This window comes from Bacteroides sp. MSB163 (assembly GCF_036416795.1).
GTDB lineage: Bacteria > Bacteroidota > Bacteroidia > Bacteroidales > Bacteroidaceae > Bacteroides > Bacteroides maternus.
In genome coordinates this window covers 2,145,537-2,165,135 of sequence record NZ_CP143867.1, presented here as the reverse complement: position 1 = coordinate 2,165,135, position 19,599 = coordinate 2,145,537, and the positions used below count along the sequence as shown (strand labels likewise).

The window sequence follows — 19,599 nt, the reverse complement described above, 5'->3', positions numbered from 1 at the left end:
GCCGATGAACAGGGAATCCAGAGAGTTCTGAAAGAACGGAAAGAACATTTTCTCAAAAATAGCGGGTGTAGAATGATACTTTATTTCAACCAAGTCGCCCGCTTCCACAAATATTCCAGCGGCCCGTGCGCATGACGGCTCATCCACCACCGGCAGAAAGCGAGCTGCACGATGAAGAGCACTACCCCTACCAGGAAGCTGGCTGTTATGCCCAACTGAGAGTGAAGCGCAAGTCCCCAATTATAGAACAACAACGAACCAATAATGCTCTGAGTAATATAATTTGTAAGGCTCATCTTACCGTAAGGAGTAATCTTCATCAACCAGTCGTGTAGGTTTGTCCGATAGAAAGCAAAGATAACACCCGACACCAATATCAGCATAAATGCAAACTTGGACAGGGAAGTTATGATAAGTAACAAGGGGGTAAGAATAGACTTATTAGCAATGAAGTCCGGCAACATATTGCCCAATCCATACAGAGGGAAGAAAGCGATAAGAGCACCACAAAGTACCTTATTCCAAAACTTCAGATTCTCCTTCAGGAAAAGCTCCCGACGTCCTATCAACAAACCAAACAGGAAAAGAGCGGCAGTCTGAAACACACGTCCATGGTCCCAAGCCCATGCAAGACTGGCAATCTGCCCTTCCCACAAATTCACACGCAGGGTTTCAAGAAATGTACCGTGGCTCTGCACCTGGAAAGCAGCTCCCCAGTAGCTACCAGTCGGAATAGAGGGAGTCACAAAAGAAGGGTCTACACAAGCATGTATCACATAATAAAGTGGTAATGGCTGTATCAGAAGCACACATGCCAGAATAAACAGCCATTTATCTTTTAGCCGACAGGTAAGTGGTAAAATGAATCCGACTAAAGAATAGAGCACCAATACTTCAGCCGTGAAAAAGGCCGCATTTATATTACCAAGAATGAATAATAATATCAATCGCCAGCAGAAACGCAAACGAAAATCATTGCCACGCATACGCTGATTATTATCCTGAATAAAGAAACTAAACCCAAAAAGCAGGGCAAACACAGCATAAGCCTTTCCTCCGAACATGAAAAAGAGTCCGTCCCAAATGGCTTTATCTGAAAAGTTAAGCCACGCACTCTGAGTGCTCGTATCGGGAAATGAATAGAAATTAAAGTGTTCAATGGAGTGTAATACAATGATGCCCATAACGGCGAGTCCGCGCAGCACATCGGCTACGTCAATACGGGTGCGTTTTTCCAATTCCTGTACCATATTAGTATAAGTTCATTCAGTAATCTGCTCTTTTTAATGTTAAAATCGCAAATATAGAATTTATTATCCACTTTTGGAGTCAAATTCCCAATTTCTTCCAGAATTGCCCGCCATCTTTGCAACATAATCAGCAATAGTCAAAGAAAACAATAATATTAGTAAACTCTAAAAAAATAAGTAACTATGAAACTGAAAATGTATTTAGCCTTATTGGCGATGGGCATGTTAGGCCTGCAAAGTTGTAGCGATGATGATGACGATCTTCCAAACTCCAAAGTACCCGAAGCCGTACGCAGTGCATTCGACAACAGTTTTTCCAACGCCGCTAACCTGAGTTGGGAAACAAAAACCGTCTCACAAGGACAATTCTACAAAGCGGAATTCAACAACAAGAGCGACAACGGTTATAAGACGGAAGCCTGGTATATGGCAGACGGCTCATGGTACATGACTGAAACAGAAATGCCATATAGCGATATTCCGCAAGCAATAAAGACTTCTTTCGAAAGCAGTGAATACGCTTCCTGGAAGAGAGATAATGAAGTGGAGCGCATTGAACGTGCCGGAACTGAAAAAGAGATCATCTACATCATAGAAGTGGAATCGGCACAGGACGTAGATATGGATCTGCATTATTCAGCAGACGGTATCCTCATTAAAGCCGTGAATGATGACGGTGATGGCAATAACGAATCATTGCTACCGGATGCCCCGTCGGGTACGGTTACTGCCGTAACGGAATTCATACAGAAGAATTATCCCAATGCCCGCATTGTTGAGATTGAACAGGAGAAAGGAATGATTGAAGTGGACATCATACATGAAAACCGAAGCAAAGAAGTATTGTTCAACACAAGCTATGAATGGATTTCAACCTCATGGGATGTATATGTACTCCCGATTAAAGTGACAGAAGCCATTAATGCCTCACAATATAGCGGCTATGCAGTGGATGATACCGAATATGTTGAAACTCCTACCGGAAACTACTACTGGATAGAATTGGAGCAAGGAGAAAAGGAAGTGAAAGTAAAGATCAACGAAAACGGGGAGTTTATTTAACCGGTGATAATCAGATGCAGCTTGAATCATAACTTTAGGCTCTGCGAACATAGCGATAATCGTTCAAAGGTTATAATTTGCTATTATAAACTTAAGACTTTTATCGCTATGTCCCTATTATTCAATCGAATTAATTTAATTCTTATATCGAGCCCACGTTATCAGTAGGAAGAAAAACTAAAAGGCTTCTAAAGCGGACGGCGCAATGATAAAATAAGCAAATAGATTCCTATCAATGCCACAACTAACCCAACAGCGACAGGTACGACAATGTTTTCCTCCGCAATGAAACCGAGAACTGTAATAAGCACACCGGACAGTCCGAGACCAATGCCCAACACTTTCTGTGTAAACCTGTTAGTCCGTTTAGACTCTTCAGTATCGCCTGCGTCTTCCTGATGCATCCTTACATTCCGTCCTGAAATATAGGCCATATATTCCGGAGCTATGAATTCTTTTGCCTTCAGCACCACCTCAATCCCGGTAAGCAGTATTACAGGAACCGCGGTACCGACTATCATTTCCCATGTCCTATCAAGAGCCAAGCCGAAATGCGGAGTCACAAACTTGAATATCAAGTTGATGGCAAGGCTTATAAATGTCGCTGAGAGTATCGTGCGCGCAGTTTGCCGCTTTGAGAACAAAGACCATATCACAGGAAGGTAAACCGGAACTCCCGTCAATGCCGCCACGCTGATTACAACGTGTACAATGCCTCCCATAGAGCGTATCAGAAGCGCTACAATAATAGCCATTATTCCGAATCCCCATGTGGAAATCCTCGCCACGTTCATTAATGTCTTTTCAGAAGCATCAGGACGCATTCTCTTGAATATGTCGTTGGTAACCACACCTGCCGATATGTTCAGAGTGGCATTGAGAGAACTCGCTGTTGCGAAAATCATTCCTCCGAGCATCAGACCAAGCAATCCGTCGGGCATGGCTTCCTTGCACATCAGAAGATATGCCCCTTCGTTTTCAAGACCTGACAATGACGGATTATAGACTCGGTAAATCATGGGTATCAACATCCACAGAATCGGACTGATTGTGTAGAGCACACCGAAAAGCCAACCTGTTTTCCGTGAATCCCTTTCCGTCTTTACTGAAGTATACCTCTGAACATAAGCCCAGTTGCCTCCGAGGAAAAACATATTATAGACAGCAAAGGCTATCACGAACCCGGGAGTGTACTCACCTTCAAAGAGTTCGAAAAATCCTTCCGGAACCTTTTCGAAAAATGTACCGACTCCACCAATCTTGTCGAAAGCAAGCGGAACAGCTATCACCACTGCCGCAAAAAGAATTACGAACTGAAGGACATCAGTCACAACCACTCCTCGCAAACCTCCGAGAGCAACATAAACCATGCTGAATGCCCCTAAAGCGAAGATAGCTGTGGTCAGAGGAATACCCGTAGTAACTTCGACTATTTTAGCTACGGGATAAAGAAACGAACCCGTAGTAAAAACCGACACAGCCAAAAAAATATAGGTATATGTCTTCTGTGTCTTGACACCAAGACGGCCCGTTATGTATTCGGCAGCCGTGAGACTGCGGGTACGATGCCATCGGGGAGCAATCCATGTGCCTACGGCATACCCGGCAACAGCCATTGTAAGCTGGATAATGATTGATACCATTCCATACGAATAGGCTATCGACCCCCACACGACGAAAGTTCCTGCCGAGAAAAATCCCATGAACAATGAAAGTCCACTCATTCCCCACGGTACGTTGCCGCCACCTGAGAAAAAACTTTTCATATCCTTTCCTGTCTTGGAAAAAGACACTCCTGTAATCAACACTCCTATCGAAAATAGGATAATGGTTATGCAATCAAGTATATTCATTTCAGTTTATTTATTATCAATGTTACCTTAACACACATACACTCCCATAAGCCCCGGACAGACATCACCACAAGGACGGACAAAGTTGACATAAATGGCGTCGGTCGTCACCGGCTGATCAAGTTCAAGCACATTGAGTGTCTGATGATTGCCTGTAATATGATAAAGTTCCTTGCCCTCTGAATCCCGGACTATGTACTCCCTGTAGCAAGTCGGGACACAGGCATCGAAATGCCCCATCTGGACGGTCTCCATTGCCTGATCCGTATCGGTATCGAAGTACAAGATAATGGTTTTAATTTGTTTCCTCCCATCCCACTTGAAACATACTTCAGGTCTTGCATCATCGAAAGCTGCTACCCAGGCATTAGTACCTATATACGGACGGTAATAAGAATTCCTTAAATTTTCCGAGCTGAAAGACGCAAGAGGCGGGGCAAACGACATCGCTATATTCTTGCTCTCCGGACGGCGTTTCGGACACCAGAATTCAAATTCCTCCACCCCTATTCCTTCAGGTGGAACCTGCTTTCCGAAATTCGACACGGCAGGGTTTATGTAGTTATACACGGCAGTCAATCCTGTGACTAACCGCCCGCTCATCGGCACTGAAATCTCAGGATTTTTCATCAGGCAGATAAAAGCATAACGCGGAGTCGCGTATGAATAGGAAAAGTCTGCAACAATCTCATTCTCATCTTTTTTCAAATCGAATTCCAGAACTGCATCAATAGTATCCGGAGTGTAGTTCTCACTCTTGGATGAACTTCTCAATTCCATAACAAGCCTTGTTGCATTATCTGCCTTTACATTCATCCTGACCACCGGCACTTTACCATTCACCGGTATGAGTTGAGCAATAGGATAGTCTAATCCAAACCAGGTACCGTCGGCTGGCAAATCGTCAAGTTCAAGCACGGATGACACCGATATTTCCGCAGAGTCGGCAAGATTGTCCTCAACCGCCACAGCAATACCCGGTATAAAGTTTCCGTTTTTAACAAGGAGTGATTGCAACAAACCTATCCTGTCCCTATCAACAAGGTCTATCGGCTTATATCCCTTTGAAAGACAAATTGACGCGGCACGTCCAATGACTTCTCCACCGAGAGCCGACGTACACATGACTCGAGTAGTACCGTTTGCCACGTGGCTTGAGGAAATGATGCGCCCACCCACGAAAAGGTTATCAAGGTCCGGAGTTACATAGCAACGGTAAGGAATCTGATAGACACCTTTGCTGTGCCACTGATGACAGCCATTTCCTCCAGCATACACACCATCCGCAGGATGAAGATCAATTGCCCATCCACCATATGCCACCGCATCATAGTGGGTTGACTGGTTGATAATATCCTGCTGCGTCAGAGTATAAAGACCGTTGAACCTGCGGCTTTCACGTTTACCCGGGAAAAGTCCCACCCATTCAAGCGTCAGGGTCTTTGCCTGAGGAAATTTCCCTGAATTCTTTATATAATCCCAGACACCATAGACAACTTTCCATAATTCGTATTTGATTTCCTCCGTGTCCAGAATAGTATCGAGGCGTCCGCCATACTCAAGCCACCAATATTTACAGCCCAATTGATTTACATTGAAATAATTTGGATTCTGTAACTTCGGTATCAATGTTTCGACATCCTTTAACGCAAAGTTTGGAGCGGTATATTCCACCGGCTTGCCAATGTCTTTAATATAGAACAATATGCTGTGCCCGAGCAATTCTCCATACTCTTGCTTGTCCGGTGCAAATTCTTCACCATACACAGTTCTGTCTTCCGCCCCCATTCTGAATGATGCCCCGGTAAGATAACCTAACGTACCATCTCCGGTACAGTCTGCAAATATCTGTCCTGAAATAGAGTATTCTGTCCCGTTCTGCGAATTTATAGCCGTAACAGAAGATATGTTCCGATCATTGCTCTTATCAACCTTATACAAGGTTGTGTTAAGAAGCAAGGTGATATTTTTTTCTGTCAATACCTTATCCATCAGCACCATGTCAAAAAGCACAGGATTCCCCTCCTTATTGCGGTATACATTTTCTACAAGGATTTCATCAATGATGCCTCCTTCACGTGACCACCGGTTGTTGTTACCCATGTGTGAAGTGGCACCTAATGCCCAGAGGCGAACTTCACTGGAAGCATTGCCTCCAAGTACGGGACGATCCTGTATAAGGACAACCCGAAGTCCTTCACGGGCGGCGGCAATTGCACTGCACACCCCCGTAAGTCCACCTCCAGCTACCACATAGTCCGCATTCAATACTACATTTGTAAAAGTTCTGTTTTTCGCTATATTCTTTGTTATCATAATCGTTTTCGTATTATCGGACCCTGATTAGAAACTTTGTTATCCTCAAAGGTCGTCCGCATCGGAAAAATATCCTCATAGGTTGTCATCGATGACAAGGTAACTATCTTTATTAACATTGGTTTCCAATCTTTTGTCTACCTCATTGTATCTGTTGTTATGAATCAGAACACCAGACGTATTAGTGGCATTTCCACCCAACAATATGGCATTCTTTGCGATATCAAACGAGTTGTCTTCGATTATAACGTCCGTTACCGCATCCGGATTGGCTCCCGGGGAAGTACGGATATAACTATATTCACTAAGTACATTCCTCCTGATAACAGTGCCTATGCTCATACCGGTTCCTCCGCTGCCGATTAGATTTATACTTTGGTGACCGGAATGCCCTCTGTCATCAATACCGAACCAATGACTGTAATTACCCTCCTTAAGACGGCAATTGACGATATCGATATACCACTCAGGCTGTTTCCCCCGATACAACAGCGATCCTCTGCCTACAATTCCGTTACACCGTGTCATCGTCATACCGGAAATCACACAATTCTGTACAGAACCATACAACTGATAAGCTCCTACATCGACTGCCTCATTATTGATGAAATACAAATGATGCCTTACGGTGGTAACACTTATTTCAGATGTGGCATCCGGTTGTACAAGAAACGGCTGATCCAACTCAATTTTTGTCAGAGTATGGCTGCGGATACGTCTGAACTGCCCGGCTCCCGTCCCGTTAATAATATAGACTCCTCCGCCATTCCAGTGGTTTTCAGTCCATTGATTGGTTTCCGCATCTTCTGGGATAGTAATTATATTACCCTCGACGGATTTTACAGGTCCGTAATATCCGCCGCTACCGCCATCAAGAGTCATACACTCGCGGTCATTGGTATAATCGAACGGAATATAATTGCGTGCTTCATAAAGGTTCCTGCTTTCGTCAATACTTGAAGCATACCCAAAACCGTCCCCCTGCTTATAACAATCTTCGAATATCAACCCTTTTGGATGTACCAGCATATATGGTTGGTTAGTACCTGTGGTATGTCTCTCGAAACGGCAATTTTGGACAAATCCTCCCGCTGCATAGAAAGTGTACATGCCGGCTGAATTGAAGACGCAATTCCTTACTTTAAGATTCTTGCCACGAAGAATTATCCCTGTTTTGCTCCATCTGCTGTGAAACTCCGCCTCTACTTGATCCCTATTCGACTTCACCTGATATATCATACCGCTGAGCTGTCCTGTCTGACGCACAATCAGATTTTCGAGCAATATCGTCCCTTGTTCTTCCACGGGACCCGTAGACATGATGACTCCCCACGCACGTGAAGACCACATTACTAAGTTTCTCAAACCGAAATGATGAGTTCCGCTAATAAGGCTGTTAGGCAATTCATACAAATCCCAATTGAGAGGATTCCAGAAAATATGAGTCAGCTCCTTTGATTCTCCCTCAATCAATGTGTTTGGAGAAAGAATGAGCTCACCCGTAAGCATATATCTGCCTCTCGGCACATATACCTTACCGCCACCATTTTGTCCGGCAGCATGAAGAGCTGCACGGAAAGCTGCGGTTTCATTATGGACGCCATCGCCCACGGCACCGTAGTCCATCACATTAAATACTTTCACACCCCACCAGTCAGGAGATTTAGACACCACATCTATCCGCAAAGGTTCGCTCCATGCTGTCTTTCCCCCCATTCCGTTATGGTAATACAAATAATATGTGCCTAATGGCGTGTTGTCCGGAATATCAACACTTACGGAAAAGTCGTCAAAAAAATCCGTAACCTTGCATCTTACATTTTTTCCGCCTTTTAGCGGAACAAGTACAGCATGCGCCTTGTCCTTATCCCGTAAAAGATTCTTTCCCTGAACCCTGAGATAATCTCCGGCAACCGCACATTCACCATCCTCGCTCAAAGCCCAACGGACAATCGGAACGTTCAGATAAAAATAAGCCTTTTCATTATTGACATCCGTCATTTCCACACTGAAAACCCCGTTCTTCAAATCCTCGGGCACAATAAACTTAAGAGACTGCTCCTTTTGCTGCAGCAAGTCCACCGTTTTAGCCTTATAGGATGCCAACGGCCCGGTACGAAGGTTGGTACCATTTGCATCGGGCAGCCTGTCCTCTACAGGGAGCGGGACATACGCAGGCTCGGCATTGCCGACATTTCCATTGTCGAGGGTAAAAACCTTTATCGACTTTATCTTGTCAAGATATTCACCCCTGATAAGTACTGCATCATTCGGTCTTGTCTCTGCAGTTGTTACCTGAAACAACTTAGGTTCGAATTTACCATCTTGCCTATCGGCAGAATAGCCGTTGCCGGAACAAACCCATAGAAAGGTCAATCCAGATAAAAATATTTTATTCAATTCCATTATTTCAAATATTGTTTAATAATATAATCAGGGATTTTCGTGTCGTAATAATCCAACAGATAGTTATCAAGATTTCCGTTGATTTCATCTTTTATCTCAGTCACTTCTATACGGTATAAGTTTATATCACAGTCCGTGAATTTCAAACCTATATTCCCATAGGTTATAGGTTCTTTGGTATCTGATCCTTTTATGACGCTTTCGCCATCCCACAAGACTTCGTAATCCTTATCCATTACACGAATCCTAAGTTCGTGCATACTTCCGTCATCATACGAATCTACTTTCACCTTTTGGAGCGGCTCTATAGTATTCCCACCCGACTTGTATTTATTCAGAGTGATTTCATTACCGTTTTTCAGGCTTACCCCGTAATATTTCAGCATTTTTGAATACATTGCTATATTCTGGTAGCGCATCTGCACTGAAAATTCGGAAGTACTCATAGCCGGCTCCGGAAAAGAGAACCGGACGGCAACTTCATAATCAGCCCATTTCTTGTCGCCCAAATAGTATATACCATCGCCACGTTTTCTCCAATATCTGCTGCCGTCTTCCGCATAAGGCAATTCTGCAAATTTGATACCGTTCCATACCGGATTCACAACACTTGCAGGCACATTGGATAAACTACCATCTGCAAAATTCTCTCTCAAAAGAGTATTCGGTGTAATCGGCTCCTTGTCGACAAAATTATCTTCCGCAGGGATAAAATTATCGCTGTATTCAATAGTCCAGTCCCTGAATGTCACCTGCATTTTACGAGAAGAATCCACATCGTAGCCTATTTGATTGTCATTTCCGGAACAGGCATAAAAACCGGACAAATGCGTTTCTCCAAGATCGACAAAAACAGCTGGGCCTTTAACCCACTCATCAGCGGCATTTTTATAATGACTCAAAAAAGAATTCCCTTGTCTCGTAAGCCTTATCTCAACAGGAAAACCGATATACCCCACTCGTCTGTAAGAGGTACTACCTCCTTCCTGCTGTCTAAAAAAAACGAATAAATCTCCGGTAGCAGTCGCTTCAAGATGTACATTCGCCGAACTTTGCCTATCAGTGGATCTCATCATAATACCGGCAGAACCTTTCTTAATATCGTCAATTTTCACCGTTATCACAGACTTTGAACAATCGTCATGCAAAAACGGCTGTTCTTTATATGCAAAACTGTATTCATCAGATTCAAAGAAGGCATTTTTTGTGTTCTCTGTCTTAATTGTCAGAGTGTTGGAATCCATAGTAACGGATCCCTTAGCAGCTTTTCCATAGCTTGCGAATCGCCATTCATCCTGTCCGGTCTTATCCGCTGCATGCAGAGTTCCGACAAAGATTAAGACTGTGAGCAAAACAAGCATTTTCCATGTAATTCTAATCAACGTCATTTTTGGGTTTAATTATTAATAGTTGGTTATATATTATGTCTTTCGCACTCACTGAGCACGTACAAATATATGTTCATAAGTATCAACACACAAGCATTTTATAGTATAAATCATCGCAAACGTTCCCGGGAACGTTTTAACACGTAAAGAACAGAAATATATTGATTTATAAATAAGCGGAATCCAGTCGTGTCCAACCAGATTCCGCTTGTATTCAACGTGGAACAATTTTTTAGTGGTTCAATATGAATTTAATAATAGGAGCTGGTGCGTCAAGACTGTGAGGATGATGATCGCAACCTTCTTTGACGATTACCTCAATCTCTCCCCGAAGTTTTTTATAACGTGCCGCCAAAATTTCAAGATTCTCATCATAAGGCACAGTTTTATCACTATCTCCTGCTACAGCTATAATCGGAATCTTCGATTTTGCCAAAGGTTTCAGATTGTCGATAGGATTACCCTTGAAATTTTTCATATCCTCTTCCTTGATATTCCACTCCTGCAGAAACTCCTGCCATAAGTCAGTCCTTTCACGACTGGGCCAGCTCGTAATATCGCACACCGGAGCATCAAGATAGATACACGATACTTTCTCCGGATTTGCTGCCGCCCAATCGACTGCAAAGAGTCCGCCTCTACTAAATCCTTCAAGGACAACTTTTTCCGAAAAGCCGTAATACTTAATCATGGCATTGTAAAACAGGGTTCCGAGTTCCTGAGATCTCGGGCTTCCATAAAGGAATGCCAAGTCATAATGCACTACATGGTAGCCCAATGCTAGCATTGCGATATCTACAGCAGGAAAAGCCCCGAAAAAAGCAGGCCTCCAAATCCAAGGCTTACCGGGAAGAGGCTTGGCAGGAGCTACTATATTAGCCTTTCTCCCGTTGAACTCGAAATCATATTTATCATAACCCCTCCATTTAGTCTTGACCCCGGGGAAATCCTGAAGCTGGAATTCTTTGGAAATTCCGGTCATCGCCCCATACGCACATTTTGCCATCTCCAAAGATGCTACCCTGTCCGGATGCAGTTTATCAGGGAAATGTTCTCGCATTCCGGAAGTCGCGGCATGCATGTCGACTATTTCAAGACGGTTTTTCTCTGCAACTTCCCTAATGCGAGGGATTACACCATGAACTATAACGCTGTCTTTAATCGAACCTTTTTCAATATAGCATGTAGCAGGGAGACACAAATAAATTTTAGGTTTAGAATCCATACCCGAGAACACGTCAATCATAGCCTGCATGTCTCCTTTAAACTCATCCTTATGCTTCCAATTACCACCCTTTGAATCATTGGTACCGAATTTAACAAACACTATATCTGGTTGAAAATCAAATACCTGTTTATACACGCGGGTATTTATGTAGGGACTGTCTCCGGAAGAAAGCACAGTGGTGCCACTAACTCCGAAGTTTCTCACGTCATAACCGGAACCGAGCATTTGCCCAAGCACCGCAGGATAGCTGTCCCTTGCCTGATTGGATAAACCTGCACCGAAAGTGATGCTGTTGCCAATACAAGCAACCTTGATTTTTTCTTTTTCTACAGCAAGGCTGGCAGGAGCAAGCATAAACATAAGCCAAACTGCCAATAACAGAGTTCTAATCATATTATAAAATTTAGTTGTTCTGTTCTGCAATCCACCTCAGAACAGTAGTTTTGAATTCATTGAAATAAGGAAAAGGAGCCCCCTCGATAAAGCCCCAACCATGTCTGCCTTTCGGATAGATATGTATTTCAGCAGGAACAGTATTCCTCAGTAATGCCTGATAGAACACGATGGAATTTTCTGGTCTCACTGCCGGATCATCTGAACAGTGAAAAAGAATGGTCGCAGGGGTATCCTCAGCAACTTGCTCTTCCGTAGAGAATTTAATTACAGTATCTTCAGATGGACTTTTCCCCATAAGGTTAAATCTTGAGAACTGGTGGGTAATATTCTTTTTCATAGATATTACCGGATAGACCAAAATACCGAAATCAGGTTTCAATTCACCCTTCAACGTCACAAGCCCCGTTGCCGCAAGATGGCCTCCTGCTGAAAATCCCATCAGACCGATTTTACAAAAATCAAGATTCCATTTATCCGCATTGGCCATCACTATTTCAAAAGCCCTTGTCAAATCTCCGACAGGCACCTCTTGCCTTCCCGCCGGCATCCTGTATTTGACGACAAAGGCTGCAATGCCGTTCTGATTTAGCCATTTTGCCACAGAGACTCCCTCCGAACTGAAAGAGAGTCCTTTGTATCCACCACCGGGGCAAACCACGACTGCCTGACTACACGGTCTATCCGTAAGGTACACATGCAATTCAGGCATTTCATCATCAAGGGAAGCAATCTTCTCAAATTCAGCCTCACCATATAGTGGTAGAACCAAGTTCTGTGCATTGACAAGCACAGAACCCAGCGTTATTAAAATGATTAAAAATAATTTTCGCATATTATTTGATTTCAACACTAACTACATATTTGATATCATCGGAAGCTGCTGCTATACTTATGTCATATCTACCCTTTTCCAAAGTCCATCCACCCAACTGTTCATCCCAAAATGCCCAGTCATCAACAGGAAGTTCCACTTCAACCACTTTGGACTCACCTGATTTCAAAGAAGTGCGTGCAAACTCTTTAAGTTCTTTTACCGGCCGTTCGGAAGACGGGTTGATTTGAGAAACATAAACCTGAGATATTTCATCACCATCACGTGCTCCCGTGTTCTTCACACTGAATGACACCTTTACCTTGTCACCAGGACTGTAGACGAAGCGATCGGTCCCTGCATCCGAATATTCATAGGAAGTATAGCTCAAACCATGTCCGAAAGCATACATAGGGGTAATATTCTTTGAATCGAACCATCTGTATCCGACATAGATATCTTCTGAATATGTCACGGTTTCATTAACTCCCGGATATGTTTCGGGCCCAAACGCATGCGCTCCGCAATCTTCAAGGGTTGCAGGAAATGAGATAGGTAGTTTGCCTGACGGATTGACATCTCCGGACAACACGGAAGCTATGGCATGTCCTGACTCGGAACCGCAGTACCATGCCTGCACAATGGATGGGACATCTTCAGCAAAACGCAAATCCACGGCATTTCCGGAAACAAGAACCAGCACGACATTACTGTTCACTTCGAGGATTCTACGTATGAGTTCCGGCTGTCCATAAGGAAGGCTGTACAATTCTCTGTCATATCCTTCGCTGTCCTGCCTCCAGTTATGATTAAGACCTCCCACAAATATCACAAGATCACTTTCTCTAGCAAGTTTTACCGCTTCTACCGCCAACTGCATATTGTCATAAGCCGGAGAAGCGATCCTTCCGTCTATCATTGGAGTATAAGCACTATATCCCCTTGCAAAAGACACTTCCACTTCTTTTCCAAAACGCGATTCGATACCCGCAAGCGGAGTAATTTCATATCTTGGTTTAAGAGCAGCAGCACCTCCATTACTGGCATGGGTTCTGACAGCATTTTCCCCTATTACAGCTATTTTCCTGCATTTTTTAGTATCTACCGGAAGAATATTATCGCGATTTTTCAACAATACAATCCCTTGCTCTGCAATATGGCGTGCCAAGTCAGTATGCTCTTTCGTATTAAAACTTCCCCAAGGGCGATTGCGGTTCATTGCCGTTCTTAGATTAAGTTTAAGAACACGTCTGACCTTATCGTCAAGTTTTTCCATAGGTACTTTGCCATTACGAACAAAATACAGGAGAGAATCGGCCATATAATACTTATTATATGGCTTTAATGTTCCCATTTCTATATCAAGTCCGTTCATTGCAGCCTCATACGCATTCTTTGTTCCGCTCCAGTCCGAGATGACTGCTCCGTCAAATTTCCACTCCTCTTTAAGAATATCATTGATGAGATAGTTATTGTGGCAGCAGTATTGTCCTCTGAATTTATTATATGCCCCCATTACAGACCATGCCCCAGCCTCTGTTACAGCAGCTTTAAAGGCAGGAAGATAAATCTCTCGCAGTGCCCTTTCAGACACTTCTACATTAATGGTATCTCTCTGATACTCCTGATTATTAAGTGCAAAGTGCTTCACACATACAGCAATACCGTTATCCTGAATGGCTTTGATATACGGAACAGCAATTTTCGAAACTAAAAAAGGATCTTCACCCATATACTCGAAGTTTCTTCCGTTAAGAGGTGTCCTTGCGATATTTACTCCCGGAGCAAGCTGAACGTCTTTTTCCCGATAGTTCGCCTCTTCACTGAGAGCTTGACCGTATTGAGACGCAAGTTCCGTATTCCAGCTGGATGCAAGAACCGTAAGAGCCGGAAATGCCGTACAGGAATCATTGGTAGTTTCCGCTTTTGTCCAACTGTTGTAAAGGACTTCGCTTCTTACACCGAACGGCCCGTCATTCATCCACAACTCAGGAATACCGAGTCGTTGCACTCCGGGAGAACTGAATTTGGACTGAGCATGACATAATGCCACCTTTTCTTCCAGTGTAAGACGCGGAATAATATCTTCTACTCTCTCGTCTATCGTTTTGGATTCATCAAGATAAACGGGCAATTGTCTGTTAGTTCCCGTTTTGGATCCTGATGTACACGCGGATATCAAAAAAAGGACAGACAATACAGTCATCGTAATTCTACTCATAATTACTTTAATTTTAAATTTCATTTACAATATTCAACCACCGGAAGCGTCGTCATTCTTATCCTTGTACATCCGGACGGTACCATTTCTATCTCTTCACATTCTGACGATACCTGATTTTTTTCTTCGGGTAGCCCAGGAGTCGTATCACCCAAAAGTCGCCATTCAGGAATTTCAAATGCAGTTACTTTAAGCTTGACAGGTGTTGAATCTGGTGTCCACGGGAATCCTTCTTTCCCTGTGTTCACCACTGTTATTTCAGGATTTTCAGGCAGACCGAAATTCCACTTAGAAGCAGGGGTCACGTTATATGCAGGAAAAGCTACCGATGTCTTGAACTGGTCCTTTATGATCTCAACATTCTCATCAATATCTACAGAATACAGCAATGGCCCCATATATACATTAATTCCGGCATCAGTTCTTTTCTCTGTCCTCGGTTTCATATCGATGTCCAATTCTACGACATCCCCATCCTTAAATCGTCTTTCTATCGTACTGAACCCTCCTGCATGATATTCTTTCGGCTGTTCTGCATTGACTGTCAACTTTGCATTCTCTACCCATGATGGAATTCTCACGGTAAACGGTATTCTGACAGGGGCACCGTCGAGAGCAAACCTGAATGTTATTTTCCCGGAGAAAGGATAAGAAGTATCTTCCGTTATACATACTTTTGTGCCATTAATTTCTGTCCTATATTCCGACGGACCGTACAAAGCGGCAACTATCTCATGCTCGTCACCATTCAGCCACATCCTTGAAATATAATTCGGAAACATCCTGTGGACATTGCCGGAACAACATTCGACGTCAAAGCCCGGTCTGTAAGCCTGACGCGACAAGCCCTCTTCACCGTACGGAGCCATGGAGCTTTTTTCAGTTGCCAATAACTGATTCGGAGATGAGAAGTACTGCAAAGCCTTAAAATCTTTATTAATAGCTCCCAAGGCTGCATTATACACAGCTGATTCCATCTTATCCGCCCACTTGACATCTCCGGTTGCCATCAGCATGTAACCGTAACTCCATATGAAGTCACTGATATCACAGGTCTCATGCAGCGCTTCCGCATGCTTAGGAAACAAGCTTTCATATGAAGCCGGTATCCCATCTGGAAGTTCGTTTTCCCGTTCCACGGAAGAATAGAAACCAAGCGCGGCATCGAGATATTCTTGCCTACCGGTATAAAGATACAGAATCAACGGCTGTTTGGAAACTTCAGCTGCCGTCACACCATGTACGTCAATCGGCTTTGAAGAGACCATATCCCCATGGATGAACACTTCATTGTCTTTTGTTCCCCCGTTCATACTGAACAGGTCCCAAATATGCCCGGCTTTCTGCAGGATTTCCTTGTCGCCCGTATATGAATACATTTTGCACATGCTTTCTATGATACAAGTCTGCCTGTTGGTCAAAGTATCATTCAAAGCAGAAAAATGTTTTTTCAGCAGAACCGGAATCCTGTCGTCTTCGGTATAGTCGTAATATGCAAGCAGCGTCCGTGCGAATACAGAAAATGCCCACTGGTTCTCACCAAGGGTTTCCGGACCTAGCATTCCGTTGGCCCGGGGATGGGTCAAGACATATCCGACATTGTCGGAACCGAGCTGCATAAGTACACTGTCTCTCAGGAATATTCCACACCTATACAGACCGTCAATCATATATCCCGACTGTTCATAAGGCCACCAGCCTTTCGCAATCGGATTTCCTCCCTTCGGGATTATTCCATTCCACAGACATGTGTTATAAGGATAGCCTGACTCCTTGCGGTTAAGCCCGAGGCCATCTCTCTGTCTCTGTAATATTTCTCTTAACCACGAGGACGGCCTTATATTTTCTATATTCGCTTCCTTATATACTCCATAATATTCAGGAGTGTCAGTCACATCAGCACATGAGCCAAACCCCAAGACAAGACCGACCGCAATAAACAATCTAATCAACTTCTTTTTCATGATTATCGGTTTTCAATATTTTATTTTTTCTCATCCATTCTACCAGTTCGGCCGTCCAGTCATGTCCATAACCATCGACAGTGATTTCAAAAGCTCCGTGTCCCCCATCATCGACCGTCTTCCAATCCAATGCAACTCCGGCCTCCAAGAGTTTTTCCCTGACACTAAGTGCAAAACCGTAACCGCTGTCATTAGTCGCATGACGCATAAAAAAAGGAGGAGTCTCAGCATCGAACCTGAACGGCCATTTCTGTTTCCCGTAGTACCAGCTCGTTAATGGAATCACATAGTCAGGGCGCGAAGAGGCGTCTGGGCAATCGGCTGAAGCCAGCCTCAATACAATCAGCGCACCTGCCGACTGTCCTGCTACTCCGATTGCATTTTCATCTATATTCCACTCGGAAGCTTTCTCTCTGACTCTCCTTACGGCTTGTCTTGCATCTTCCAAAGCCACGTCAAGTCCACGTTTCACCCTGTATTTTACACCGATTACCGCAACTCCATATGGCCTCAGCAGCTCTGCCGCCTCACGCGCATTTCTGATAAAGCCAGTATAGCTCAATCCTCCTCCCGGAAAAAAGATTACCACCGGAGACTTTCCTGACTGACGAGGAAGGAAAACTTCCAATTCCGGTTCGGAAATCCTGTCGATACGCGCTATTGAATTGATATATTCCGGCCCGGAATATTCATAATCAGGAATTTCGCCCTGCCATACAGGCAGCCTTTCAATACCTCTATTTCCTTCTGCCATACCGGTCCACCATTGAGACACGGCATCTGCGATATATGATATGCACCGCTTCCAGTCATAACTTTTCTGATTGGCGCAAAAGCCCTCATAATCAGCAAAATCACAATTACAGGAAACAATCTGAGCCGTATCGGATGTCATCCATAATATGTCGGTATTTTGCCTGGAAGCCATTAAGCGGATTTTACGGAAAGTATTCTCATTAGTCTCCAAATCTCTACATTGTATGACAAACACTCTATATCTTCCTGTTTTTTCCGTAGATATGACCTCCGCCGCTTCCTTTATTCCCCTTACACAGCGGTATGTTACTTCCGGGCTGTCTGTCAAATCCAGTATTTTCAGCCCGGAAGCAATTTGGTCTTCAATATAGGTGGCACTTTCTTCAGGGAAATCCACTCCAAGAAACAGCACGGACGGAACATCCGGCAGTTTTCCGGTACTAGGCCACACCGGGCAGAAAGTCATCGCAGACAAAATTACAAAGAAAAAAAGCTTCATCTCAAAATGGAATCAATAATTCGGAACACTCTATTTAACCTTCAATTTAAAACCCCAGACCAAATCGCAAGGAGGATTCTTTCTGACAGACTCCGGTATGATTATTTCTATTCCGTCTCCAGTTTTTTTCCATTTGAGGGGACGATTATGCCCCATCAGAAATACCGATTTGGCAGAAACCGGAACGAATGATCTGATTTTCACCACAGACGGCATATATTCATCCTTGGCATTCAAGTAAAAGGCATATACGTTGTCATCTTTTGAAGTAAACGCTATTCTGTCCTCTTTGTAAGGAGCAATCGCTTTCGTTCCATAGATGCCTTCCGAGTTAACCTGCATCCAGTCACCGATTTCCTTAAGCCGCTGATATGCCTCCGGAGCAAGTTCTCCGTCAGGACCAGGTCCGACATTCAGTAGAAAGTTTCCTCCACGTGAAACTATCTGTACGAGGGTAGTCAGAATGTCATGCGCGGATTTGTAACTATCATCCGGTTTGTATGACCACTGAGTAGCCATAGTCATACAAGCCTCCCAAGGATAGTCCAAGGCACGATCCGGTATTTTCTGTTCCGGAGTCCTGTAATTTTCATAGATGGTATTCGTATGTCTTGCCACCATCATGATTCCAGGCTGATTGGTTCTGACCGTCTTTGCGAATCTTTCCCACTGCGGATGCCTGTCAGGAGAAGCATCGCACAGGTCGAACCACAGCATGCCGAGGTTACCGTACTTGCCTCCGGTCAGTTCATTCAACTGATTGTTGATAAAGTCATTTAGGCGCTGCCATTTTTCCGGGAACATTTCAGGAGGATAATTTACATTCCTGTCTTTTGGAGGGAAATAATCCCACCAATAGTCGTTATTGTTCCAATCCGCTATGGAATAGTAAGCACCTGCCATCATACCTTTGTCACGAAATGCATCGAAAATTCCCTTTGCAATGTCAGCATTCGCATCTGTGTGGAACGGACATTCGGCATCGGTTATTTTATAGTCACTGTACTGAGTATCGTACATGTTGAATCCGTCATGATGTTTAGTTGTGAAAATCACATATTTCATTCCAGCATACTCCGCCGCTCCAGCCCATTTTTCAGGATTGAATTTTACAGGATTGAATGTCTTTTTCAAATCTTCATACTTCCGGACATAGTCAAAATAGTTCATTCCTTCCGGCCTCACCATACAGAATTTATATGCTTCCGGACAAATGGACCAGGACTCTACTATACCCCATTGGCTGTATGTTCCCCAATGGATAAACATACCGAATTTCATATCCTGCCACTTTTCTATATTTTCCCTTACAATGCTTTCCTCCGGATAGATATAAGGAGGTTTACTGTCAGTATTCTTTTTTTCCACCATCGGATCCTGTGCAAATACTGCAATTCCTCCGATAAACATGGCAAAAAGTGATGCTATTACTTTTTTCTTCATTTTCCT

12 protein-coding genes are annotated in these 19,599 nt (G+C 43.7%); 1 reads left to right on the top strand and 11 read right to left on the bottom strand.

Annotated elements, in window-relative coordinates; all coding sequences use genetic code 11:
• Positions 1-80: 80 nt before the first annotated feature.
• The gene (locus VYM24_RS07470; protein WP_291550036.1) at positions 81-1,250 is read right to left on the bottom strand and encodes a DUF418 domain-containing protein; all 1,170 of its coding nucleotides are present in this window, start codon (positions 1,248-1,250) and stop codon (positions 81-83) included.
• A gap of 183 nt (positions 1,251-1,433) precedes the next feature.
• Between VYM24_RS07470 and VYM24_RS07465 the strand changes: the two genes are divergently transcribed.
• On the top strand, positions 1,434-2,312 hold the full coding sequence (locus tag VYM24_RS07465; RefSeq protein ID WP_299095906.1) for a PepSY-like domain-containing protein: 879 nt from the start codon (positions 1,434-1,436) through the stop codon (positions 2,310-2,312).
• A gap of 188 nt (positions 2,313-2,500) precedes the next feature.
• Here VYM24_RS07465 and VYM24_RS07460 read toward each other — a convergent pair whose 3' ends face one another.
• From VYM24_RS07460 to VYM24_RS07415, 10 genes are all read right to left on the bottom strand, one after another.
• Entirely contained in the window at positions 2,501-4,165 is a 1,665-nt protein-coding gene (locus tag VYM24_RS07460) for a sodium:solute symporter family protein (RefSeq protein ID WP_299095908.1), read from the bottom strand.
• Positions 4,166-4,192: 27 nt separating this feature from the next.
• On the bottom strand, positions 4,193-6,481 hold the full coding sequence (locus tag VYM24_RS07455; RefSeq protein WP_299095910.1) for an FAD-dependent oxidoreductase: 2,289 nt from the start codon (positions 6,479-6,481) through the stop codon (positions 4,193-4,195).
• 75 nt (positions 6,482-6,556) lie between these two features.
• Positions 6,557-8,887, bottom strand: coding sequence for a glycosyl hydrolase family 28-related protein (locus tag VYM24_RS07450; protein WP_330941888.1), 2,331 nt, complete (start codon positions 8,885-8,887; stop codon positions 6,557-6,559).
• Positions 8,887-10,275 carry a hypothetical protein gene (locus VYM24_RS07445; protein ID WP_299095914.1) on the bottom strand — a complete coding sequence of 463 codons (1,389 nt, stop codon included), beginning with the start codon at positions 10,273-10,275 and terminating at the stop codon, positions 8,887-8,889. Before VYM24_RS07445 ends, VYM24_RS07450 begins: the two co-directional genes overlap by 1 nt.
• Positions 10,276-10,507: 232 nt before the next feature.
• Complete coding sequence (locus tag VYM24_RS07440) at positions 10,508-11,896, bottom strand: GDSL-type esterase/lipase family protein (protein WP_330941887.1); 1,389 nt, start codon at positions 11,894-11,896, stop codon at positions 10,508-10,510.
• 10 nt (positions 11,897-11,906) lie between these two features.
• A complete protein-coding gene (locus VYM24_RS07435) occupies positions 11,907-12,731 on the bottom strand; it encodes an alpha/beta hydrolase (RefSeq protein ID WP_330941886.1) in 825 nt (274 codons plus the stop codon).
• 1 nt (position 12,732) lies between these two features.
• Positions 12,733-14,931 (bottom strand): beta-glucosidase family protein, encoded by a 2,199-nt coding sequence (locus VYM24_RS07430; protein WP_330941885.1) that lies wholly within the window; start codon positions 14,929-14,931, stop codon positions 12,733-12,735.
• A 20-nt stretch (positions 14,932-14,951) separates the two neighbouring features.
• The gene (locus VYM24_RS07425; protein ID WP_299095927.1) at positions 14,952-16,895 is read right to left on the bottom strand and encodes a beta-L-arabinofuranosidase domain-containing protein; all 1,944 of its coding nucleotides are present in this window, start codon (positions 16,893-16,895) and stop codon (positions 14,952-14,954) included.
• A complete protein-coding gene (locus VYM24_RS07420) occupies positions 16,876-18,150 on the bottom strand; it encodes an alpha/beta hydrolase (RefSeq protein WP_330941884.1) in 1,275 nt (424 codons plus the stop codon). Before VYM24_RS07420 ends, VYM24_RS07425 begins: the two co-directional genes overlap by 20 nt.
• A 30-nt stretch (positions 18,151-18,180) precedes the next feature.
• On the bottom strand, positions 18,181-19,593 hold the full coding sequence (locus VYM24_RS07415; protein ID WP_299095933.1) for an alpha-L-fucosidase: 1,413 nt from the start codon (positions 19,591-19,593) through the stop codon (positions 18,181-18,183).
• Positions 19,594-19,599 lie beyond the last annotated feature (6 nt).